We start from the raw sequence: 21,610 nt of genomic DNA on the forward strand, positions 1-21,610 counted from the left end.
TTATGAGCCGCGTCACTTATTTGGTTAGGGAACCCTTTTCTTGACTAATTCCAGAAAAGGCGCATACTGGAACCATGCAAGATGACGGGCAGGATCTCGACCTCCGGGCGCAACTGCGTGCGGCCGGGTTGCGAGTCACTGCGCCTCGTCTTGCAGTTCTGAATGCGGTTACAGCCCAACCGCATTCGGACGCAGATTCTGTTGCAGCGCAGGTGCGGCAACAGTTGGGATCCGTATCCACCCAGGCCGTTTACGACGTGCTGAAGGCATGCGTAAGCGCAGGGTTGCTACGACGCATCGAGCCTGCGGGTTCACCCGCACGATTCGAGACGAGAACTGGGGACAACCATCACCACCTCGTCTGTCGTAGCTGCGGCAAGGTCGTCGACGTCGATTGTGTTGTCGGCCAAGCTCCCTGCCTTGAACCGTCCGACCATCACGGCTTCGAGATCGATGAAGCCGAGGTCGTGTTCTGGGGCCGTTGCAACGATTGCCTGAAGAGTTCTGCCGAGTCGGGCATTGTTTCCGACGCGGTTTCACAGAATCACGATGCAGCCCGCTAGCAGTACGGCCCATATTGCCGCACAGCCCATTTGACTTTTAGGAGGCTTCGCCATGACCAAGCCCACCACGAACAACTTCGGTATTGCCGTAGCCAGCGACGACGAGTCGTTGACTGCAGGTACTCAGGGACCGGTCCTGCTTCACGACCACTACCTGATCGAGAAGCTGGCCCAGTTCAACCGTGAGCGCGTCCCGGAGCGCGTCGTTCATGCCAAGGGCGGCGGCGCTTTTGGTGAACTGGTCATCACGAACGACGTCAGCAAGTACACCAAGGCCAAGTTCCTGCAGCCCGGGAAGAAGACCGAGTCGCTGGTGCGTTTCTCGACCGTTGCAGGTGAGCAGGGTTCTCCGGACACATGGCGCGACCCGCGCGGTTTTGCCATGAAGTTCTACACCGAAGAGGGCAACTACGACCTCGTCGGCAACAACACTCCCGTGTTCTTCATCAAGGACGCAATCAAGTTCCCCGACTTCATCCGTTCGCAGAAGCGTCTGCCGGGTTCGGGTCTGCGCGATCACGACATGCAGTGGGATTTCTGGACTTTGCGTCCCGAATCCGCGCACCAGGTGACGTGGCTGATGGGTGACCGCGGAATTCCGAAGACGTGGCGCAACATGGACGGCTTCGGCTCGCACACGTACCAGTGGGTCAACGCCGCCGGTGAGCGGTTCTGGGTGAAGTACCACTTCAAGACCGATCAGGGCATCGAGTTCCTGACGCAGGCCGAGGCAGACAGCCTCGCCGGCAGCGATCCCGATTACCACCGCGCGGATCTGTACAACGCAATCGAAGCCGGCAACTTCCCGAGCTGGACCATGAACGTTCAGATCATGCCGGTCGACGAGGCCGAGGGCTACCGCTTCAACCCGTTCGACCTCACAAAGGTGTGGTCTCAGAAGGACTACCCCCTCATCGAGGTCGGCAAGTGGACTCTCAATCGCAACCCGGAGAACTTCTTCGCGCAGATCGAGCAGGCGTCGTTCGAGCCGTCGAACGTGGTGCCGGGCATCGGTTTCAGCCCGGACAAGATGCTCCTCGGCCGTGTGTTCTCCTACGCCGACGCTCATCGTTACCGCATCGGCACCAACTACGCCGATCTGCCGGTCAACGCACCGAAGAACGAGGTGAACTCCTACTCCAAGGAGGGCGCCATGCGTTACAGCTTCAACTCGCCGTCGACGCCGGTGTACGCGCCGAACTCATATGGCGGACCGCACGCCGATCCGTCGGTTGCCGGTGACGAAGGCCTGTGGTCGTTCGACGGTGAAGCAGTTCGCGCCGGATACATCGAGCACGCTGAGGACGGCGACTTCACTCAGGCCGGAACCTTGGTCCGTGAGGTCCTCGACGACGCAGCGCGTGAGCGCCTCGTGAGCAACATCGTCGGTCACGCAAGTGCCGGAGTAAGCGAAGCAGTTCTGCTGCGCGTCTTCGAGTACTGGAAGAACGTGGACGCCGATCTGGGCAAGCGCGTCGAAGAAGGCGTGCGCGCCGGTCAGTAAGAGGCAACCTCGTACGTAAGAATGCGGGCCGCTGCAAGGGAATCCAACTCCTTGCAGCGGCCCGCATTTTCTCGTTTCAGAGCAGCCCCCACCAGTAGAACAGCGTTGCAAGAATGAATTCGACGACAAAATCCACGACGATTCTCCTTCACTTTTCACGTACATTCCATGATCCGCGCCAGCCGAGACTGTTTCGACTGAGGCTTCGGCGGGCAGTCGAGTCGTAGGACTGTCAGTGCGGCCAATTCGGCACTGCGCAGCCCTTTCGGCACTCGGGTTGAGGAGATGATCGGCCATGATGCGTATCGGCTACACGTTGATGACGGAGCAGGCTGGGCCAAAGGACCTGGTCCGACATGCGGTTCGGGCCGAGCAGGCCGGGTTCGACTTCGAGGTGATGAGTGATCACTACTCGCCGTGGCTGACCGAACAGGGGCACGCCCCGTACGCCTGGTCCGTTCTCGGAGCGATTGCGCACGCCACCGGATCGGTTGATCTGATGACGTATGTGACGTGTCCGAGTATTCGCTATCACCCGGTGGTGATCGCTCAGAAGGCCGCGACGGTGCAGATACTCGCGGACGGGCGGTTCACGCTCGGATTAGGGACCGGGGAGTGTCTCAACGAGCATGTGGTCGGTGACGGATGGCCGTCGATCGATGCCAGGATGGACATGCTGGAGGAAGCGGTTGCCATCATTCGGGCGCTGCATTCCGGAGATCTGGTGACCTGGAAGGGTGAGTACTTCGACGTTCAGTCGGCACGTATCTGGGACTTGCCCGAAATTCCTGTCCCACTCGCGATTGCGATGTCCGGTGACAAGTCCGTCGAGCGATTCGGGCCGATGGCGGACGATCTGATCGGTGTGGAACCTGATTCGCGGCTCGTTCATCAATGGAAGCATGTTCATGGTCGCGCGTTCGGACTTCCTCCGGCGCGCACGGCAATCGGTCAGATTCCGATTTCCTGGGATGACGATCGAGACGTCGCCATCGCCAGGGCGCATCAGCAATTCCGATGGTTCGGCCTCGGCTGGCCCGTCAACTCCGAGCTGCCGACCCCGGCCGGGTTTGCTGCCGCGTCGCAGTTCGTCCGCAAAGAAGATGTGGCAGAAAACATCCCGTGCGGTCCAGATCTGGACGCGATCGTCGAAGCGGTCAAAGCCTACAAGGATGCGGGCTTCACCGATGTGGCGCTGGTGCAGATCGGTGGCGATACGCAAGACCGCTTTTTCGACGAGGCTGCAAAACCGCTGTTGGAGGCCCTGCACGTCGAATTGGGTTGATGGAGAAGGTCAATCGGGTTCCGCCGAGAGGGCTTGCGTCGAGTCGTGCGCTGCCACCGTGCAATTGAGCCTGTTGAGCGACAAGGGCAAGTCCGAGGCCGCTCCCGGATTCGCCTGCGCCGGTTCCGCGAACAAAGCGTTCGAACATCGCTTCCCTCTCGGCCGGGGCTATGACGGCACCGTTGTCGTCGACGAATATCGTGGCGGATCCCGTGCTTACCCCGGCTCGGACGGTGATCTCGACCGCGTCGGCGTGGCCGTGCCGGACGGAGTTGGTGACGGCGTTGGTCAGCACCAGACGAATGCCTGCGGGAAATGCCTGGACCGAAAGCTCGTCCGGCGCTTTCAAACGGACGGCGACCTGGGGGTGCAGTCGAGCGACATCTGCGACGGCGCGATCGGCTACCTCCACGAGATCGACGTCGGCGCAGTCCTTCGGATCGGCCACGTCACCCAGGGCGAGTGTTTCCAGATCGGTGAGGGTGCGCTCGATCTGGCGCTGCGCCTCCAACAACTCGCCGGCCAGTTCGCGGCGTTGACTTTCCGTGAGGTCCAGCGTCGCGAGAACTTCCAGATCGGTGCGCATCGACGTCAGCGGGGTACGCAGCTCGTGAGCGGAGACGCGAGCGAAATCGCGTGCCGACTCCAGCGCTTCCTCGGTGCGGCTTCGATCGCTTTCGATCCGGCTGAGCATGCTGTGGATTGCTTCGGACAGTTCCTCGGCTTCGCGCGTCCCACGGACTGACGGTGCCCGGAGGGAGAGTCCTTCGACGTCGAGGTTGCTGCCGATCGAACTGGTGGTCTCGGTTAATTGCTGCAGGGGGCGGACAGCTCGGCCGGTGAGGAACCAACCGAGCCCGGCCGCGGCGAGAATCGCGACCACTGCCGCAGCCGCCACCTGGAACTGCTGCTCGCGGATTGCCTGCGCGAGTGGATCTTCGGGGATGGTGACGGCGAGTGCAGCTCCGCTGTCGCCCGGGAGGAGCACATCTCGACTGCGGACCTCGGTAGTAGCCAACGCGCTGATGCCCGTGGCATTGAAGCCGGGGTCGACTACGAGCGGTTGTGTTGTTGCGGTGGGTGACTCGAACAGAATTGCAGCCGGAGAACTCGACGCAATGCCGAGAGTGACCGAATCGAGAGTGCGTTCCAGTTGTTCGGAGCCGCCCACGCGCAGGAAGACCGCAAACGCAATTCCGATCGCGGCAATGACGATGCCGGCGGCCAGGCCCGACGCGATGGCTACTCGGGTCTGCAGTGACAGCGGCCGCTTCACCGTTCGGCCCTCAAGACGAAGCCGACCCCGCGGACTGTGTGGATTACCCGAGGTGCACCGTCGATCTCGAGTTTCTTGCGTAGGTAGGTGACAAACACATCGACGACATTGGTGTCGGCGGCAAAATCGTAGCCCCAGACGAGTCGCAGGAGTTGTGCGCGGTTCAGCACCACGCCGGCATGCTCGGCGAGGACGGACAACAGGTCGAATTCTCGTTTGGTGAGTTCGATTCGCCGGCCGCCGATATGGGCGCGATGACCGCGGAGATCCACCGTCAGAGGTCCCACCGTGATCGGGTGATCGAGAGTCGGGGCGCTTCGCGTCGTTCGTCGTAGCAAGGCGCGCAGTCTGGCAACAAGCTCCGCCAACTCGAAAGGCTTGGTGAGGTAGTCGTCGGCGCCCGCCTCCAACCCGGCAATGCGATCACCCACCGAACTTCGGGCGCTGAGTACACAAATCGGAACGTCGTTGCCGATCGCCCGCAAGGCTGTCACTACCCCGACACCGTCAAGGCCGGGCATGTTGACATCGAGAACGAGGGCAGACGGGCACTGCTTGCTCACCGAGGCCAAGGCAGAACGGCCGTCTACCGCTGTTGCCGTGTCGAAGCCGGACAGTCGCAGTCCACGTTCAAGCGAATTCAGTACCTTTGCGTCGTCGTCAACGATCAGGATGCGCTCGCGTGTACTCACCCCAGCCATAGTGCCACCGGATTTCTGTCGACGGTCTCGCGCCGAGCGAGGGCCACCGCTTTCTCATCAACTCCTAAGAAACCGACAACAGATCTGCAGGGTTGGCTTCATAGCCTCGGGTTTCTCGGATGCGACCGCGCCGAGAATTCGAGAACGTTCGATCAAGGAGAACAACGATGACGCGATTGACAGTGAACGGCAAGCGAGCCAGGCGAACCGGCGTGGTGGTGGCGTCCATGGCGGTACTCGGGCTGGCCGTGACTCCGGGAATCGCCTGGGCTTCCAACCCCATTGCCGATGGATCGCCGGTGGCCGTGCGATCCATCGCGACTGCTCCGTCCGAAGCCGGTGTGGCAGCGGAAGTAGCGTGCGGTGCCGCGACGCCGATTTCCGACGAGGAGCTGCAGAAGCTCATCGACGAGGGCAAGGTTGTGCGCGCGGAGGAGGCCGGTACAGCGGCGCTCACGATTGAAGTACCGAGCGAAGCTGCGATCTTCATTGCACGTGAGGGAATGCCGGCGCTGCCGACCGTCGAGTGGGCCCCGACGATCGAGGGTGTTCCGGCAGAGGTACTCGACGTGGCGGGCGTCGCTCCGCTGGTTGAAGGGGTTGCTCTGTCTTGCGCTGTCGCCGCGGGGTGACACGCGAAAGGACTCAGCGGGGTGACACGCGAAAGGTCTCAGCGGGGTGACACGCGAAAGGACTCAGCGGGGTAACACGTGAAAGGAACTACGCATGAACCGTTTTGACCGGGAACGGTACGACCGTACTGAACTCGAGAACGACGACGGTGAAGTCTGTCGGTAGCACTTGCTACGTTCGTGGCGGTCTCGGCGAGCATGCCGAGGCCGTCGCCGTCGGCGTCATGTGTGTGGTGTCTTGGGTCGAGTCCGATGGACTCGACGCAGGGCGCGTTTCGAAAGGTGTTGTGTTTCATGGTCATGGGCCCCACCCACGCGATGTCCGGTGCTGCTGTGGGTCTGGTGGTTGCCGAACTCTTGCCCCTCGACTGGGGTGGGCCTACCTCCACTGCCGAAACCCTGACGTTTGCCGGGGTGTGTGCGGGTGCTGCGTTGCTGCCGGATCTCGACACGAGCCAGTCGACGGTTTCCCGGTCGTTCGGGCCACTGAGCAAGGCACTGGCGCAGGGTGTGGACGCGATATCGGTTGCCTTCTATCGGATCACCAAAGGCAAGAAGGACGGTAAGCGTCGTGGTGGTCACCGGACACTCACCCACACGGCTTTGTTTGCGGCCGGGTTGGGCGCCGGCGTTTCCGCGCTGGTTGTCCAGTTCGGAAAGCCCGCAATCATCATCACGTTGTTCTTCTGTCTGGGGCTGGCGATTCGCGGTCTCGCGGGGGACTTTGCGAAGGACAAGGGCTGGCTGGTCGTCTCCGCGTTGGCGCTGGTCCTGTCTGCGGTGACGTGGCAGCAGTATCCGAGCGAGGCTGGGTCCACCGGATTGGGCGTCGCAGTTGCGCTCGGATGTGCGACGCATTGTCTGGGTGATGCCATCACCAAGGAAGGCGTGCCGTTTCTTGCGCCGCTCATTCCGCTGGGTGGCAAACGATGGTGGGAACAGCGACTTCCGTCGTTCCTGTCGATCCGCGCGGGTGGCAACCTCGAAAAGGTGTTGATCGGCCCGGCGCTCACGCTCCTCACTGTCTGGCTGATCGTCGGTGCGTTCGACGGTGCGTCCGAAGCCATCTATGCGGTGTTCTCACCGACTCCGTAACCTTTTATTACGGAACCACTGGCATCGTAATGGAACTTGTTCTAGGTTCATCTCTAACGTAAGTCCGATTCGGCAGAGACGAGTAGTCCGTGGAACGCAGCGGTTCAGCAGATCAAAGCGCAGTGGATCGACCATCCAACGCCGGATCCGTCAGCAGGCGGGGATTCCTGGCGGCCGGGGTCGGCGCCGCTGCGCTCGCAGGCCTGACCTGGTCGCCGGCCGGAGCGGTGCCATGGGGCCCACAATCCACCCTCGCCCCGCCGCCCGACTTCCCGGCCGGTATCCCGCTTTCCCAACAGGCCTACGCCAACTGGTCCAAGGAGATCGTTCTCGATCGTGTGTGGACGGCAACGGCTCGCAGCTCCGATGACGTGGTGACCCTTGCCAACTGGGCGCACCGCAACGGGTACACCGTCCGCGCTCGCGGCACGATGCACGGGTGGAGCCCGCTGACAGTGGTCCCGGGTGCACCAGTGGATCGAGTGCTGTTGGTGGACACAATGGTTCACCTGAATTCCGTCGAGGTGCACAGCGACGGAGAGCAATCCGTCGTAACCGCCGGTGCCGGTGCCAGCATCGAGTCGATCCTCACGGCGCTGCAGGACCATGGCTTGGGTTGGGCCAACTCTCCGGCCATCGGGGATCTGTCCATTGCCGGCGCGCTCGCAATCGGAGCCCACGGCGCAACCTATCCTGCAGCGGGAGAAACCATTACCCCCGGACAGTCGTTCGGATCACTGAGCAACCTGATCACGGCCATGACCGTCGTGGTGTGGGACAGCAGTTCGGGTAGCTACACGCTTCGCGAATTCGCCCGCTCCGATGTCGAGAGCACGGCATTTCTGACCCATCTCGGGCGCACATTCGTCACCTCCGTCACCCTGCAAGCCGGCGAGAACTACCGGCTGCGCTGCCAGAGTTTCACCGATATCCCGTGGCAGGAACTCTTTGCACCGCCAGGATCGCCGGGTCGCACCTACGAGAGCTTTGTCGAAGCGTCCGGACGCGTCGAAGCTATCTGGTTCCCCTTCACGTCCACGCCGTGGCTGAAAATCTGGACACCGACGCCGGTCAAACCGCCCGAGTCGAGGGAAGTGCACGGCCCGTACAACTACTTCTTCTCCGATGCACTCCCCGAAGCAGTCACCACCCCACTCGGGATGGTGGCCAAGGGATTGCAAGCGGCTACGCCGCTGTTCGGCGCTTCCCAGTTCGGCGCCGTTGCAGCCGGATTGGTGCTCACGGACACCGACGACCTGTGGGGCTGGTCCAAGGACGTGCTGTTCTATCTGCGACACACCACGGTGCGAGTTGTCGCGGGCGGCGGTGCGGTCATCACGAAGCGTTCCAACATCGCCCGTGTCATCCACGAGATGACAACGTGGTTGAACGAGCGGATGACGCACCTCGCATCGATGGGGCAGTATCCCGTGAACATGCCCTTCGAAGTGCGCCTGTGCGGCGTCGACGACAACGGCGAAGTCCTGGTGGACAGTGCCGGCGTGCCGGATCTATCGGCGGTGCGGCCGCGGTCGGATCGCGACGACTGGGACACCGCCATCTGGATGAATGTGGTGTCCATTCCCGGAACTCCGGGTTTGCCGGCGTTCCTTCGGGATATGGAACGGTGGATGGTCGCGAACTACTCCGGTGATTACGCCACCTTCCGGCCCGAATGGTCGAAGGGTTGGGCATTCACCAACGACGCCGCCTATCAGGACGACGAATTCCTCACGCGCACAATCCCTGCCACCTTCCGGGCGGGCGGTGACGGAAATTGGGACGCCGCCCTCGCGACCTTCGACAAATTCGATCCGCACCGAGTCTTCAGCAACACCTTCATCGACCGGTTCATGCCGTCTGTCTGAGTCTCACCGTGCAAGTTTTTCTGCGTCAGCCGACGTCCGCTGCTGCCTTCGTTTCCTGCTCGGGTGACGAGAACGGCTTGTTCGGGATGAGTGCCGTGGCGATCAGGCCAACTACAACAAATCCGGCCGCAAGGTATCCGCCGAGTGTGATGCCATGTGTCATTGCGGATTGGGCTGCGTCGGCAACGAAGGCAGTGCTCGGCGAGCCGGCCAGCGAGTCGATGGCCGCGCCGGCGCTGTCGGTGACCGCCCGCGTCAACTGATCGGCCTGAGCTTGGTCGACACCGGATTCGGTGAGGTCGTTGTTCAGAGTGGAATTGAGAGTGCTGAAGAAGACCGTGGTGAGGATGGCGATACCCAGTGCGGATCCGAGTTGGCGGAACGCACTCTGAATGCCGGAGCCTTGACCGGCGCTCTGTTCGGGAATTTCCTCGAGCACGACGTTGGTTACCTGCGCCGTCGCGAATCCGACGCCGATGCCGTAGAAGAACAGCACTGCGGCAATGGTCCACCAGGGGCTGTCTGTCGCAGCGATGAATCCGAGACCAGCGAGGCCGAGCGCTTCGAGAGCCAGGCCGATACGGACCAAGCCCAACGGCGAGACCTTCGATGCCAGTCCGAAACTGGCGCCACTGGCGACAAAGCTGCCGATGGCAATGGGGACCAGGGCGAGTCCGGCTTGGAGTGCGCTGTATCCAAGCGTGAACTGAAGCCAGAGTGGAAGCACCGCAACGATTCCGAACTCACCGAGTCCGATGATCAGCGTCGCGATGTTGCCGTTGCGGAACGACGAGATGGAGAACAACCGCACGTCCATCAGTGCCCGCGACGGATCGTCACTACGGGTGAGCATGGTTTGCCGGTAGGCGAATGCGCCGAGCGAGATGACGGCGAGAACTAGCGCGATCAGAACCGGGGACGGTCCGCTGGACCATGACAGGCCGAACAGTTCGAAGGGCTGCTTCGTGGTCAGCCACCCGTACGTACGTCCCTCGACGAGGCCGAAGGCCAGCATGCCCAGGCCGGCGATGGACAGTGCCGCTCCGGTGGCGTCGATGCGCCCAGTGGTGCGCGGCGAGGGAGCGATGAACAGCACTGCGCCGACGAGAATGAGCGCAGCAAGCGGAATGTTGATCCCGAATGCCCAACGCCACGAAGCGTGTTCGGCAAGCCAGCCGCCGAGCAATGGGCCGAGGGCGGAAGCTGCACCGATGGTGGAACCCCACACTGCGAATGCCTGGCCGCGGGCTTTGCCGGTGAACATCGCGTTCAGAAGCGACAGTGAGGTGGGCAGGATCATGGCCGCGCCGGCGCCCTGCAGGAATCGCGCCAGGATGAGCAGGCCGCCGTTCGGTGCCAGTCCGGCCAGCAGGCTCGTTGCGCCGAACACGACGACACCGGCGATGAAGACGCGACGGGCGCCGACCAGGTCGGCAACTCTGCCGACCAGAAGCAGGAGTGCCGCGAACACGATTGCATAGGACTCTTGGATCCATTGAGCCTGAACGGAATTGATTCCGAGATCTTCGATGATCGAGGGGACTATGACGTTGACGATGGTGGTGTCGACGACGATCAGTGCCACGCCGAGTGCAATGGCGATCAGGCCCAACCACTTGCGGGTGGTGGGTGAGATGTTCATGAATAAACCTCCATTGTGAAGTAACTTCACGATGAAGGTATATTTGGGACGGTAAGTTGTCAATGTGCGCGCTGGGCTCGACCGGCCGCCGTCTGGCACAGGAAAGGTGGGATCACCGAGGTGGAAGCACCGCGCGACATCTCCGTGGAGCGGGAGCGGCTGATGGATGAATTCCGCGCGTACGGTGCGACGTTCACCGAATTCAGCCATCGATTCGCGTCGTGGCTTGGTCTGCATTCCACCGACGCAACTGCTCTGATGGAAATCACCGCGGCTGAGGAGAAAGGTGCGCCGCTCTCACCCGCACGTCTTGGAGAGCGGATCTCACTGACGTCGGGCGCCACTACCGCGTTGCTCAACCGCCTGGAAAAGGCGGGACATATCGTCCGGACCCGCGAGAATGCAGACCGTCGAGTGGTCACGCTGCACAGCAGTGCGCATGTGCAGGACCTGGCTGACGAGTTCTTCGGACCACTCGCCGTACGACTCGACGCCATGATGGAGAAATACCCGCCTGAACTGCTCAGTCGATTCGAGGAATTTCTCGTCGACCTGCACTCGACGATGAACGAACACCTCGAGCAAGACAATCGCTGAACAAAAATGCCGCTCGACTCCGGAGAGTCGACCGGTTCACGCCCTAGTTTGCAGCGGTCCCGCGATCCACCGTTCGATGTCGGCATGGGTCCGTAGGCAGACAATCGTGAGGTCCGGTCGCCGATCTCGCAGTGCCGCGATCCGGAGTGCACTCGTACGGTGCGTGTTCCAGGCCCAGCGAACGATGTGATCTCGGTCGGAGAAGAACGTGTGTAGTGGTGGCTCGATATTGCCGTTCCACAAGACTTTTCGCCCCAGCCGCCTCTGTACCGTCCGAACGATAACCTGGCGCATCACGGTGCAGCGCGACAGGTCCAGCCACACAAGAAGATCCGCTTCATCGGCGAGTAGATCGCGAACGGACCGGTACTGCCATTCCGTCACCCACCGCGGCGCCGAACTGAATGTTGTGACGTCGAACAGGAATTGCTCTCGCGGTGTCCAGTTCGGGCCGTGATAGAGACCGTCGATCTCGACGTGTTCGATGCCGAGAAGCGTTCCAATTCGGGAGGCCAAGGTCGTTTTTCCGGAACCGGATGTTCCCGCTACGAGAATGCGCTTTGGGCATCCGGGCAAGCGATCTTCTGGACCGAGAAGAGGCACGAGAACACTGTAGCCATCGGCCGAATCAAAAAAAACGGCGAGGGAAATAGCAATTCCCCTCGCCGTCTTCTGTCGTAACTACTTTCCGAGCTTGGCCTGCAGGTCCTCGAGAACCAAGTTGGCGCCTGTCGGGCCGAGACCCAGGAACCAGGTTTCGTCGCTGACTTCGCTGGCGCGACCGTCCTTGACGGCGTCCATCGTTGCCCACAAGGGGCCGGCGGTGACGGTGGTTTGACCGGTGTCAGCGGGACTTCCGTAGCTGGAGTAGAAGATCTGATCGCCCTCGGCTTGGGTGATCGTTTCCGGGCTGACCTCGACGGCCAGTTCGTCGATGTCCTGGATTGCCGGGCGGGGGAGTCCGACGTCCTTCAGAATGACGCCGATGAAGGACAGGTTTCCGTACAGACGCAGCTTGCCGGACATGAAGCGGACCAGCGAGATGGTCGGGGAACCGTCGATCGATGCGCGGACCTCGTCGGCATGGGTCTGGTAGTCGTTGAGGATCTGCTCGGCCTTCGTCTCTTCGCCCAGCGCGTCACCGGCAAGGAGGAAGTTCTCCTTCCACGGGAATCCGGGACGGATGCTGAAGACCGTCGGCGCGATCGCGGACAGCTGCGGGTACAGCTTGTCCTGGCGCAGTTTGCTGCCCAGGATCAGATCGGGCTTCAGTGCGGTGATGGCTTCGAGGTTGAGATTGTTGGTGGTGCCGACATCGGGGACGCCCACCAACTTGTCGGCGAGGTACGACGGCTGGCCGGCTGCGCTTTCCGGGCTGGCGATACCGACCGGGGTGATGCCGAGTGAGAGGACTTCGTCCAACTCTCCGCTGTCCAGGACGACGACGCGGGTCGGCTTCGTCTCGAGTGTGACCTCGCCCAGTGCATGTGTGACGGTGCGCGGGAACTCGCCGGGAGCGGAGTCACTACCGAGCTTCGCGGTTTCCGTGTCGGCGGTGCTGAACAGCTTGCCGCCGGTCGCGACGTCGGTGTTTCCGTTGGCGTTACTTCCGGCGTCGGAAGTTCCACAGGCTGTTGCTGCAAATACTGTCGCCAGCGCAACCATGGCGATCCGGACCGATGTGCGGGTCCGGAATGAAGTACGAGTGAGCATTAGGCAAGGCTACGCTTGTGGCATTGGGCACTTTTAGCTGGTCTCGGGGCGAACATTGCTGATTCCGACTAACGGAACCTACTCCGCATTTTGCATTCGGCGACTCGGTAAAAGTGTTAGCTTCGCGAAAGACCTGCCAATTGTGAGCGAAGACACGTGAGGAACCCGATGACCCTGAACGTTGCCGATCTGTTCGAGGCCGTTGCCGATGCGATTCCCGATCGAACACCGCTGATTCTCGAGGAAAGGCGCCTCACTTATCGGGAACTCGAACTACGGTCCAACCGATTGGCGCACCACCTTCAGTCCGTCGGCGTCAAACCGGGGCAGCACGTCGGAATCCACATGAGGAACTGCGTTGAATATGTGGAAGCGCTACTGGCCTGCATGAAGATCAGGGCCGTTCCGATCAACGTCAACTTCCGCTACACCGACGTCGAACTTGCGTACGTCTATACCAACTCGAAGATGGTGGCATTACTGGTCGAGGACGAATTCGCGGAGATTGCATTGGGCGTTGTACCGCAGTGCCCCGAGATCGACCACGTTCTCATCGTCGGCGACGAGTACGAAACTGCACTGGCCGCAGCGTCCGACGTCCGGGATTTCGAGACTCGCTCAGACGATGATCATTTCATCATCTACACCGGCGGAACTACGGGGATGCCCAAGGGGGTTGTCTGGCGGCACGAAGACTTCTTCTTCGCTGCTCTGTCCGGAGCCAACCTCAGCGGACCGCCGCGTCGTAGTCTCGAAGAAGTGGTCGATGCGGCGATTGCGAATACCAATCCCACTGTGCTGCTGCTTATTCCACCGCTCATGCATGGTGCTGCCATCTACTCGCTGCTCACTGCCTTTCTGATGGGAGCGCCGCGAGTCCTGACCCGGAGCTTCGACCCCCTCGACGTGCTCAGGCTCGTCGAGGCCGAGAAGATCACCGGCATCACTGTTGTAGGCGACGCGATCGCTCGTCCGATCGCCGATGCGATCGCCGCGGCTGACGGTAAGTACGACATCTCTTCGTTGAAACTGATCGGATCCGGCGGCGCGCTGTTCTCGCCGAACCTCAAGGAAGAGTTGAAGTCTCGAATTCCCGGGCTGGTGATCAAAGATGCGTTCGGTGCCTCCGAATCCGGTAACGACGGCGTCGTCGAATTCGGCGAGGACGGAACGAAGCGAATTCGGTCCAACCCCAACATGATTCTGGTCGACGAGGAATTCCGTCGGATCGAACCGGGATCGGATACCGTCGGCTACATCGCACGAGCGGGGCATGTGCCACTGGCCTACTTCGACGATCCGGAGAAATCAGCCGCGACGTTCCCCGTTGTCGACGGTGTACGGATGGCAGTCCTGGGCGATATGGGAACGATGGAAGTGGACGGCACGATCGTGCTGCTCGGACGCGGTTCCATGTGCATCAACTCGGGCGGAGAGAAGGTGTATCCCGAAGAGGTGGAACAGGCACTCAAGACTCACCCAGCGGTTTTCGACGCCCTCGTGGCGGGTGCACCCGACGCGCGCTTCGGTGAAAAAGTGGCTGCGGTTGTCCAGATCAGGCCTGGGTTCGAAGATGTGGAACCAGACGCCCTGACTGAGCACTGCCGGATTCATGTGGCGGGGTACAAGATTCCCCGTTCGATCGTTCTTGTTCCGGCGATCCTTCGCTCACCGAGCGGAAAAGCGGATTACCGTTGGGCAAAGGAAACCGTCGCCGGGGTGTAAACGATCGGGCGAGCATTTCGCGAAGCGGGTAGTGGTTGTTTACCCTTTGCATGCCCGCTTTGTTTCGATAATGCTGGATCGGAGATTAGTCGTGCCTGCCAAACAGCTGACTTCAGTGGATTTCGAATTGATTCCGGCAAATATGGAAACTCGCTCTACGGATGTCCTGACGATTTTCCTGTTCGATTCGGGTAGCTCGACTCCGCTCGACAAGAAGGAACTACTCGAGTTTCTCGGTGCACGCGCGTCGAGGATCCCACAATTGCGGTGGACCGTGACCACAGTTCCCGGCGGGTTCGGGTTTCCCTATTGGATCGACACCGAACCTTTCGATATCACCAAGCATGTCGAAGACAATGTCGAAATATCCTCGTGGAAAGGTGTTTTCGAATACTTCGCCGACATTGCCGCACGGATCGTCGATCCCTACGAATGTCTGTGGCGATTGCACGTTGTTCGAGGTGTTCGTGATGCCCCAGGGGTGCAGGGTGAAGCAACGGTGGTGATCCTCAAGGGCTCGCACGCATTAGGTGACGGGCATGTGTACAACGCGATTGTTCACGACCTGTTCTCGTCGAAGCATTTACCCGACTTCATTCCGGAACTCACGGCGCCGAACCCGTGGTGGTCGTCCGTCAAAGGACTCCTCGGAACTCCGCGCCGGTATGTCCGCGCATTTCGTGCTCTGCCGGAAACCCGGAAATACGACGCACCGGATTCCGGTGGTGGTGCCGTGACCTTTACGGGTAAGCGTTCGGCTTCCGCGATCATGCTCGATCTGGTGGCGATTCGAGAAGCCAAGAAAAAGTGGCCAGGCGTGACAGTGACGGCTATCGCACAGACGATCATCTCGTTGTCACTGGAAGAATATTTTGGTGACAAGAGTCCACGCTCGATGCAGGTGATGTCCGGCGCCCCCGCAGGGGCAGAGGTGCGCGGACAAAATCACATGGGTTGCTATCACGTCGATTTGGCGATGGACAAACAAGATATTGCGGAACGTCTTGCCGTGATCACCACAAACAACAACCACGGCAAAGCGGAATATCCTGACGCATATCGGGCCGTACGTGCACTGCAATACGAACTTCCGGCTATTGCGGTCAAACCTGAATTGTCGGCGGATCCGAAACTGGGAACTGTAGCGAGCAGCGTCAATCGTGGACCGGCCGTCATGACTCTCGGCACGTCGAAGATCGTGTCGACTGCGTCATTTCCGTACGTGTCGCCGCGGAGTCCGTTCAATCACGGGATCTACTCGGTGGGTGACGTTCTTGCGATCTCGGTACTCAGCGGAACCCCGGACAGCGGTGACATCGATATCTACGCGGCTGTCCTGGAGAAGAACGCGGCCCGCGTCCTGGCGTGCCTCGAGGAACGAAGTGCTAAAGCCACGGCTCGATAGGCTTCTTCACCCACATGATCTTCTCGTCGGCGTGCGTGCGCTGCGCCTCGGCGCGATCAGGATGCGCCGCTGCCCACTGATCCTTCTCGTCGATGAGACCGGCTGCGAGGGTCCAGGTCTCCCGCGTGCTCGGAGGATTCGCGTCGGCCGCACGCGCGAGTTTGCGCAGTCGATCGTCGGGCATGTCGAGTAGCTCGGCGCTGCTGATTCCGCGATCCCAGGCGAACTTGGCGAGACCGACTGCCTTCTCGCGTCGGCTACGGCTCGCCATGTCGTTGTGCGCGAAGTCTGGTTCGGAAGCCATGAAATCACCTTATCTTCATCGCCTATCGCACCGGATTCGCCATCGCGCTGTTCTCGGTAGAGGGAATGTCTCGATCACACTGCTCCGCTGGGAGTGTCGACGCCGACGTTCATGGTTGCCAGTTTGGCCCGCAACCGGGCGCCGTCTTCATCAGCGAGAGCGGCCGACCGTAGTTCCGCCACTAGAGGAGCCGCGTTGGCCGAACCGACTAACGCGTTCGAAGCGGACATCAATGCGGCGAAACTCTCGCCCCCGTGCTCATAGGTTGCGCCGTAGCCCTTCAGAACCCGCTGACACTCGACAATCTCGCGAGCCAAATCGGGGTCGATAGCCGCCGTAGCCAGGGCTTGCTCGATCCATATGTCGATCGCTGCCTGTTCGCGGACAAACCGCAACGAACGCGGGCGCAGCGGTCGCAACCGCGCCAGGGTGCTCAGCATTGTGTAACCGTGCACAGAACTGGTGTTCAGGACTATTCCCTTGTGGGTGACCGCACCCACCAAACGCTGAAAAGGCTTTGATCGATGCATGCGGGCACCGAGTCGTGACGGCATGGTGTCGGTGATCTCGTCCACCTGTGGATGGAGATATTCACGAACCTGAACCAGCTGCTTCGGCTCGACCCGCGCCTCCGCCCGGATACGTTCCATTCGCGACTGCCGAGTCTTCTGCATAGCGACGTGAATGGTGTCTTGATAACACATCCACAACGCGATATGCCGAGCTGCCTCAGTGGTCAGACGAGCCGCCCCCGTTTTGTCGGGTTCAATCTTTGCGAACTGTGTGACCCGCGACAGGTAGTGCTCGGCGTACGCCTGGTCCTGATAGACCGCTGTCCGGACCAGGCCGTGCAGGATCATCGAGCGAGCGGCGGGTGGTAGGTCACGGGTGCGCTCAGCGAGTGATCGTAGTGCGGGCCCAACGAGAGCGGCGGGATCGTCAGCAGCGATCGTGTTGCGCTGGGCTTCTTCCTTCTCCTTTCGTTCCTCTACCGACACCGGACGCAGTCCGATAGAAATTGGGACCGTTTTGGACTTGCGGGCGCTTGGAACTTTCTGTGTGGCAGCGTCATAGCCCGCGGAGAATGCCGCGAGAGATGATTCGACGCCCTTCCCGAAAGCATGAATCGGCGCCTCGAACTGATCCCTGGTGAACGGGAGGGTTCCGGATCCGGCGAGTGCGCCGAACAACGCAGCACTGATCACGCTGCGGCTTTGTTCCGCCATCGCCATGAAGTCGGCTGCAATCAGTCGTTTCGAGGCTCGCTGTGCTGCAGCCACGAGTTCGGAACTGTCCGCGCGCCCATCACCCAAAGCCATCTTTTCGTCGATGGAATACACGCGATTGGTGGAGGTGATCAGTGTCGTCCGATCGGGGGTGACGAATCCACGTTGGACGGCTCGCCCGCATTCCATCAGTTCGGATGCTATGAGCACATCGACCTCGCCGGGGGTCGGAAACAGACTCAGCACGGGCTCTAGTCGTGCTTCTCCTGACAACGACGGATCCGGCTCGTCGCCGGGCGGGTAGATCTCGACGTAGTAGACCGTGGCCCCGGTACGCTGAGCAACCCCGGCCACGGAAGTGCTCTGTGCGTAGTGGCCGGCTTGCTCGGCGACTGCGACGATCCAGTCGGCGAGCACGCCACCACCTTCACCGCCGAGCGCAACGATGGCCAGGGTGAGCGCTCGTTGACCGGTGTACCAGTTGGACATTATGCGACCTCGAATGTTGTTGCGCGGCGCTCGATGCCGCGAGATGCGATCTTGATCCACCACGCGCGGACGGACACGAGAAGTCGTTCCTGCCGAGTGGGGTTGTCGATGACGTCAGTCCTGTAAAAAGACGGGCACAACACCGCAGCGTGCGCATTGGCCCCGCACACTCCGCAACCGACACAGCTGTCGAGAACCTCGGCGATCGGATCTGTACGCATCGGGTCCGGGTTAGGTGCGATGGTGAGCGATGGGCAGCCGGAGATCCGGATGCAGGCATGGTCGCCGGTACAGGTTTCGGGGTCGACCCCGAAACGTTCCCGTACCACTCTTTTACCGTCGGCAAGTGCCTTGGTTCGGTCGCGCTTGACGCGGCGTTGCGCATTGAGTTGGCACTCGCTCTGCATGACGAGCACCTTGGGTCCGGCTTCTTCCGTGGTGAGGGCCTCGATGAACGTGTCGCGCACTTTGCTGACGTCATATGTGTTCTTGATCGTGCGCGCCCACTTGACGCCGATACCGCGGACAGCCTTCTCGATGGCGTGCTGAGTGGATCGAGTAGGGAGTTCGGCTTGCGAGGACAGCACGTCCTGCCCACCGGTCGCAGCAGCGTAGGCATTGTCGACGATGAGGTGGACCTGATCAGTTTTGTTGAACACTGCGTTCCCGACACCGCTGGTCAGCCCGTTGTGCCAGAATCCGCCGTCACCCATTATGGAAATGCTGCGCCGATCGGTGTGTTTGGAGTTCAATGCGGAGGCCCCCGCAGCACCGAGGCCGTACCCCATTGTGGTTGCTCCGAGGTCGAACGGCGCGTTGACCGCGAACAGATGGCAGCCGATATCGGCGCTGATGTGATGCTTCCCGGTTTCCTGTTCTGCGAGCTTCAATCCACTGAAGATAGGGCGCTCGGGGCAGCCCGTGCACAAGCCAGGCGGTCGAGGCTGGATGACGTCGGGCGATACTCGCGGAGCTGATGGGCTAGTCGGATCATCGGAGTCGCGCAGCAGGGATGGCTGGTGTTCGACGACCTCAGGCAGATATTTCTGAAGGAACTCATTGACACCGGTGGTCACGACTGCGGAAGTGTATTCGCCTGCGAGCGTGAGCATGTCCTTTCCGTGAAGCGCGGTAGGAATGTCTGCGCGGCGCAGGATTGCGCTCAGATTCTGTTCGATGTAATCCGGCTGGCCCTCCTCGAGCAGGAGAACGGCACGTTTGCCCCGACAGAAGTCGATGATCTCGTCATCGACGACCGGGTACGTGACATTCATGACGTATGTCGGTACCTGAGTGCGCCCGAACGCGTCGGAGCAGCCGAGTAGCTCCATCGACCGGTTCAGCGTGTTGTACAGACCCCCTTGCACGATGATGCCGATGTCTGCGAGGTCGTTTCCGAAGACTTCGTTGAGTCCGCGATCCTTGATGAACTTGATCGCAGCGGGCCATCGTTCGGCTATCTTTTCCTTCTCATGCAGGAAGCTGGCAGGCGGCAACACGACCCGGTTGACATCTCGCAGTGGATTCTCGAGCGCGTCGGTAACCGTCATCGGAGGGCGCTTGTTGTCCTTTGCTTTGAATGCCCCGTGCAGGTGGCATGAGCGGAGGCGCAGATCGAGCATCACGGGAGTGTTGCTTGCTTCGGACAGTTCGAAACCGGTCTCGACGGCATCGACAATCGCCGAGACGTTGGGCCGAGGATCGAGCAACCACATCTGCGACTTCATGGCGAATGCGTGCGAGCGTTCCTGCATGATGCTCGAGCCTTCGCCGTAATCCTCGCCGAGGATGACCAGCGCGCCACCGAGGACTCCGCCGCTGGCGAGGTTCGCCAGCGCGTCCGAGGCAACGTTCAAACCGACCGTGGACTTGAATGTCACAGCACCACGGAGGGGATAGTGGACGGATGCTGCCAACATCGCGGCCGCGGTTGCTTCCGAAGCACTGTTCTCGAAATAGACGTCGAGTTCATCGAGGATCTCGTGAGCGTCGCCGAGGACATCCATCAGATGCGAGATCGGTGCGCCCTGGTAGCCGCCGACATAGGCCACCCCCGATTGAAGCAACGCCTTGGTCACTGCGAGGATGCCTTCGACGTGCAAAGTGGAGCCGGCGCCGTTGCGCAGTTGTTGGACTTCGCTGGCGAAAGAGCGTTCAGCCACGGCAGCTTCCTTACTTCTCGACTAGGGCGACAACGCGAGCTGGACTTCCAGATCCGCCTACGATGGGCAACGGCAGCACGGCTAGAGCAAAACCTTTTGCGGGCAGCCGATTCAGGTTCTGCAGTTGTGTCAGGCCCAGCTTGCCCGCCCCGAGTAGGTGATGATGGCAAGGAAACGCCGGATCCAGTGCGGTCGCCTGGCCTGCGTCGGTACCTACCGTCTCCACGCCCACACCTACGAGGTCGGTCTCTTCGGCAAGCCAACGTGCACAATCGGCGGTGAATCCCGGCGAGTGCATTCCGGACTCATCCGCATTGAGGAACTCGCCGCTGCTCTCGGACCGGCTCGACCATCCGGTGCGATACAACAACCAACCACCCTCTGGCAGGGGGCCATTCGTGCGCTGCCATTCTTCGACATCAGCGATATCGAGCAAGAAGTCCGGGTCGTCGACAACCCGGTCCGTGACGTCGAGGACGACCGCCGGAGCGATCAAGGATCGTAATGGAACTTGCGAAATGTCCAGTCCGTCTTTACCTGTGATCCAATGGTTGGGTGCGTCGACATGGGTGCCGGTGTGCTCCCCGGTGTGGATGTCGTTCCAGTACCACCCGGGACCGTTCTCGTCGTAGCGGCTGATCAATTCGAGTCGAAAACTCTGGGTGTTCTTGAACGGCTCCGGTAAGGCCAACACGGGGGTCGTCTCGGTCAGCGGAGCGGTCAGGTCGATCAGTTCGATGCGCTCGTTGGCGATTGCGGTCAGAAAGTCCGTGATTAAAGGCATGTCACTCCTCGAGAAAATTCGGCTGACGCCGCACGCAATTCTGCAAGCGGCGAGATGACTGGAACCAGCACCGCGGCCGGCTCAAAAAGGTGAATCCTCGCTTCCTGGTGTGTCAGTTCGAGGGCAACCTGACGAGATTGCGATCGAGCAAGGCGGCGTGTGCGATCTGCGGGATCGTTGTCGAGGTAGGTGAAGCTTGACGTGCCGGCTCTGTTTCGGACCTTGTGCACTCCGAACTTTGCGATCCCAGTTCCCCGTTGCGGGAATATCAACCCCGTTCATCTGCCGAATTGAGCGCGACATTCTTAACTTGTTGCAAGGAAACAACTTTAGGATCGCGCCGAGGCCGATCGCCGAACTCACCGGAATTTCCAGCAGATCCGCGAGTTCCTGCACATCCGTGGAATCGAGCGTCTCCAGTTATTGCAGGCACTGTATATCGCTTCTATTATCATCGTCAAGAGTAAGCTATATCGGGAGGTGGATCGAGGTGGTGTGCTCACCAAAGATTCTCTCCATCAACTATTTTCGCGCAGCAACCATCCCACGACGGCACTTCTCGTGCTGCCCTCGCCCCCGCATTGCCGGTTTCGTGCGTATTGCCCGAAACTAAAATCGGATCATGCAATTTTAATGCAC

At 60.9% G+C, this 21,610-nt stretch carries 18 protein-coding genes; 9 read left to right on the forward strand and 9 right to left on the reverse strand.

All coding sequences use genetic code 11. From position 1 onward, the window contains the following. Nucleotides 1–74: 74 nt before the first annotated feature. From CJ178_RS22875 to CJ178_RS22885, 3 genes are all read left to right on the forward strand, one after another. Nucleotides 75–563 carry a Fur family transcriptional regulator gene (locus tag CJ178_RS22875; RefSeq protein WP_033235908.1) on the forward strand — a complete coding sequence of 163 codons (489 nt, stop codon included), beginning with the start codon at nucleotides 75–77 and terminating at the stop codon, nucleotides 561–563. 52 nt (nucleotides 564–615) lie between these two features. Then, on the forward strand, nucleotides 616–2,067 hold the full coding sequence (locus CJ178_RS22880) for a catalase (protein WP_095887735.1): 1,452 nt from the start codon (nucleotides 616–618) through the stop codon (nucleotides 2,065–2,067). Nucleotides 2,068–2,362: 295 nt separating this feature from the next. Further along, entirely contained in the window at nucleotides 2,363–3,352 is a 990-nt protein-coding gene (locus CJ178_RS22885) for an LLM class F420-dependent oxidoreductase (protein ID WP_033235910.1), read from the forward strand. On the opposite strand, the gene CJ178_RS22890 is transcribed toward CJ178_RS22885, so the two are convergent. Both CJ178_RS22890 and CJ178_RS22895 read right to left on the reverse strand, forming a co-directional pair. Further along, nucleotides 3,249–4,628, reverse strand: a complete 1,380-nt coding sequence (locus CJ178_RS22890; protein WP_095887736.1) for a sensor histidine kinase — start codon at nucleotides 4,626–4,628, stop codon at nucleotides 3,249–3,251. The genes CJ178_RS22885 and CJ178_RS22890 overlap by 104 nt on opposite strands. Next, nucleotides 4,625–5,329, reverse strand: a complete 705-nt coding sequence (locus CJ178_RS22895) for a response regulator transcription factor (RefSeq protein ID WP_033235912.1) — start codon at nucleotides 5,327–5,329, stop codon at nucleotides 4,625–4,627. Before CJ178_RS22895 ends, CJ178_RS22890 begins: the two co-directional genes overlap by 4 nt. Nucleotides 5,330–5,496: 167 nt before the next feature. Here CJ178_RS22895 and CJ178_RS22900 point away from each other — a divergent pair, with 167 nt between their 5' ends. From CJ178_RS22900 to CJ178_RS22910, 3 genes are all read left to right on the forward strand, one after another. Beyond that, the gene (locus CJ178_RS22900; protein ID WP_033235913.1) at nucleotides 5,497–5,961 is read left to right on the forward strand and encodes a hypothetical protein; all 465 of its coding nucleotides are present in this window, start codon (nucleotides 5,497–5,499) and stop codon (nucleotides 5,959–5,961) included. A gap of 294 nt (nucleotides 5,962–6,255) precedes the next feature. Next, nucleotides 6,256–7,056, forward strand: coding sequence for a metal-dependent hydrolase (locus CJ178_RS22905; protein ID WP_033235971.1), 801 nt, complete (start codon nucleotides 6,256–6,258; stop codon nucleotides 7,054–7,056). A 122-nt stretch (nucleotides 7,057–7,178) separates the two neighbouring features. Continuing rightward, nucleotides 7,179–8,924 (forward strand): cholesterol oxidase substrate-binding domain-containing protein, encoded by a 1,746-nt coding sequence (locus tag CJ178_RS22910; protein ID WP_257013329.1) that lies wholly within the window; start codon nucleotides 7,179–7,181, stop codon nucleotides 8,922–8,924. 25 nt (nucleotides 8,925–8,949) lie between these two features. Here the strand turns inward: CJ178_RS22910 and CJ178_RS22915 are convergent, their stop codons facing one another. Then, nucleotides 8,950–10,566 (reverse strand): DHA2 family efflux MFS transporter permease subunit, encoded by a 1,617-nt coding sequence (locus CJ178_RS22915; protein ID WP_095887738.1) that lies wholly within the window; start codon nucleotides 10,564–10,566, stop codon nucleotides 8,950–8,952. Nucleotides 10,567–10,728: 162 nt separating this feature from the next. On the opposite strand from CJ178_RS22915, the gene CJ178_RS22920 reads away from it, so the two are divergent. After that, on the forward strand, nucleotides 10,729–11,163 hold the full coding sequence (locus CJ178_RS22920; protein WP_230590308.1) for a MarR family winged helix-turn-helix transcriptional regulator: 435 nt from the start codon (nucleotides 10,729–10,731) through the stop codon (nucleotides 11,161–11,163). A 36-nt stretch (nucleotides 11,164–11,199) separates the two neighbouring features. Here the strand turns inward: CJ178_RS22920 and CJ178_RS22925 are convergent, their stop codons facing one another. Beyond that, entirely contained in the window at nucleotides 11,200–11,766 is a 567-nt protein-coding gene (locus CJ178_RS22925; protein ID WP_095887739.1) for an AAA family ATPase, read from the reverse strand. 78 nt (nucleotides 11,767–11,844) lie between these two features. After that, nucleotides 11,845–12,876 (reverse strand): ABC transporter substrate-binding protein, encoded by a 1,032-nt coding sequence (locus CJ178_RS22930; protein ID WP_095887740.1) that lies wholly within the window; start codon nucleotides 12,874–12,876, stop codon nucleotides 11,845–11,847. Nucleotides 12,877–13,044: 168 nt separating this feature from the next. Here CJ178_RS22930 and CJ178_RS22935 point away from each other — a divergent pair, with 168 nt between their 5' ends. Continuing rightward, a complete protein-coding gene (locus CJ178_RS22935) occupies nucleotides 13,045–14,601 on the forward strand; it encodes an acyl-CoA synthetase (protein WP_095887741.1) in 1,557 nt (518 codons plus the stop codon). A gap of 91 nt (nucleotides 14,602–14,692) precedes the next feature. After that, the gene (locus tag CJ178_RS22940; protein WP_179300800.1) at nucleotides 14,693–16,006 is read left to right on the forward strand and encodes a wax ester/triacylglycerol synthase domain-containing protein; all 1,314 of its coding nucleotides are present in this window, start codon (nucleotides 14,693–14,695) and stop codon (nucleotides 16,004–16,006) included. Here CJ178_RS22940 and CJ178_RS22945 read toward each other — a convergent pair. From CJ178_RS22945 to CJ178_RS22960, 4 genes are all read right to left on the reverse strand, one after another. After that, complete coding sequence (locus tag CJ178_RS22945) at nucleotides 15,987–16,310, reverse strand: hypothetical protein (protein ID WP_095887743.1); 324 nt, start codon at nucleotides 16,308–16,310, stop codon at nucleotides 15,987–15,989. The two genes, CJ178_RS22940 and CJ178_RS22945, sit on opposite strands and share 20 nt — an antisense overlap. 74 nt (nucleotides 16,311–16,384) lie before the next feature. Further along, the gene (locus CJ178_RS22950; protein WP_095887744.1) at nucleotides 16,385–18,025 is read right to left on the reverse strand and encodes an indolepyruvate oxidoreductase subunit beta family protein; all 1,641 of its coding nucleotides are present in this window, start codon (nucleotides 18,023–18,025) and stop codon (nucleotides 16,385–16,387) included. Next, nucleotides 18,025–20,187 (reverse strand): thiamine pyrophosphate-dependent enzyme, encoded by a 2,163-nt coding sequence (locus tag CJ178_RS22955; RefSeq protein ID WP_095887745.1) that lies wholly within the window; start codon nucleotides 20,185–20,187, stop codon nucleotides 18,025–18,027. Before CJ178_RS22955 ends, CJ178_RS22950 begins: the two co-directional genes overlap by 1 nt. A gap of 10 nt (nucleotides 20,188–20,197) precedes the next feature. Continuing rightward, complete coding sequence (locus CJ178_RS22960) at nucleotides 20,198–20,971, reverse strand: cyclase family protein (protein ID WP_095887746.1); 774 nt, start codon at nucleotides 20,969–20,971, stop codon at nucleotides 20,198–20,200. Nucleotides 20,972–21,610 lie beyond the last annotated feature (639 nt).

The sequence above is a fragment of the Rhodococcus sp. ACPA4 genome, assembly GCF_002300185.1.
Classification (GTDB): domain Bacteria; phylum Actinomycetota; class Actinomycetes; order Mycobacteriales; family Mycobacteriaceae; genus Rhodococcus_F; species Rhodococcus_F globerula.

Coding starts and splice junctions, on each gene's coding strand:
- CJ178_RS22875 (WP_033235908.1), top strand. CDS start 75: ATGCAAGATGACGGGCAGGATCTCGACCTCCGGGCGCAACTGCGTGCG.
- CJ178_RS22880 (WP_095887735.1), top strand. CDS start 616: ATGACCAAGCCCACCACGAACAACTTCGGTATTGCCGTAGCCAGCGAC.
- CJ178_RS22885 (WP_033235910.1), top strand. CDS start 2,363: ATGATGCGTATCGGCTACACGTTGATGACGGAGCAGGCTGGGCCAAAG.
- CJ178_RS22895 (WP_033235912.1), bottom strand. CDS start 5,329: ATGGCTGGGGTGAGTACACGCGAGCGCATCCTGATCGTTGACGACGAC.
- CJ178_RS22900 (WP_033235913.1), top strand. CDS start 5,497: ATGACGCGATTGACAGTGAACGGCAAGCGAGCCAGGCGAACCGGCGTG.
- CJ178_RS22905 (WP_033235971.1), top strand. CDS start 6,256: ATGGTCATGGGCCCCACCCACGCGATGTCCGGTGCTGCTGTGGGTCTG.
- CJ178_RS22915 (WP_095887738.1), bottom strand. CDS start 10,566: ATGAACATCTCACCCACCACCCGCAAGTGGTTGGGCCTGATCGCCATT.
- CJ178_RS22920 (WP_230590308.1), top strand. CDS start 10,729: ATGGATGAATTCCGCGCGTACGGTGCGACGTTCACCGAATTCAGCCAT.
- CJ178_RS22930 (WP_095887740.1), bottom strand. CDS start 12,876: ATGCTCACTCGTACTTCATTCCGGACCCGCACATCGGTCCGGATCGCC.
- CJ178_RS22935 (WP_095887741.1), top strand. CDS start 13,045: ATGACCCTGAACGTTGCCGATCTGTTCGAGGCCGTTGCCGATGCGATT.
- CJ178_RS22945 (WP_095887743.1), bottom strand. CDS start 16,310: ATGGCTTCCGAACCAGACTTCGCGCACAACGACATGGCGAGCCGTAGC.
- CJ178_RS22950 (WP_095887744.1), bottom strand. CDS start 18,025: ATGTCCAACTGGTACACCGGTCAACGAGCGCTCACCCTGGCCATCGTT.
- CJ178_RS22960 (WP_095887746.1), bottom strand. CDS start 20,971: ATGCCTTTAATCACGGACTTTCTGACCGCAATCGCCAACGAGCGCATC.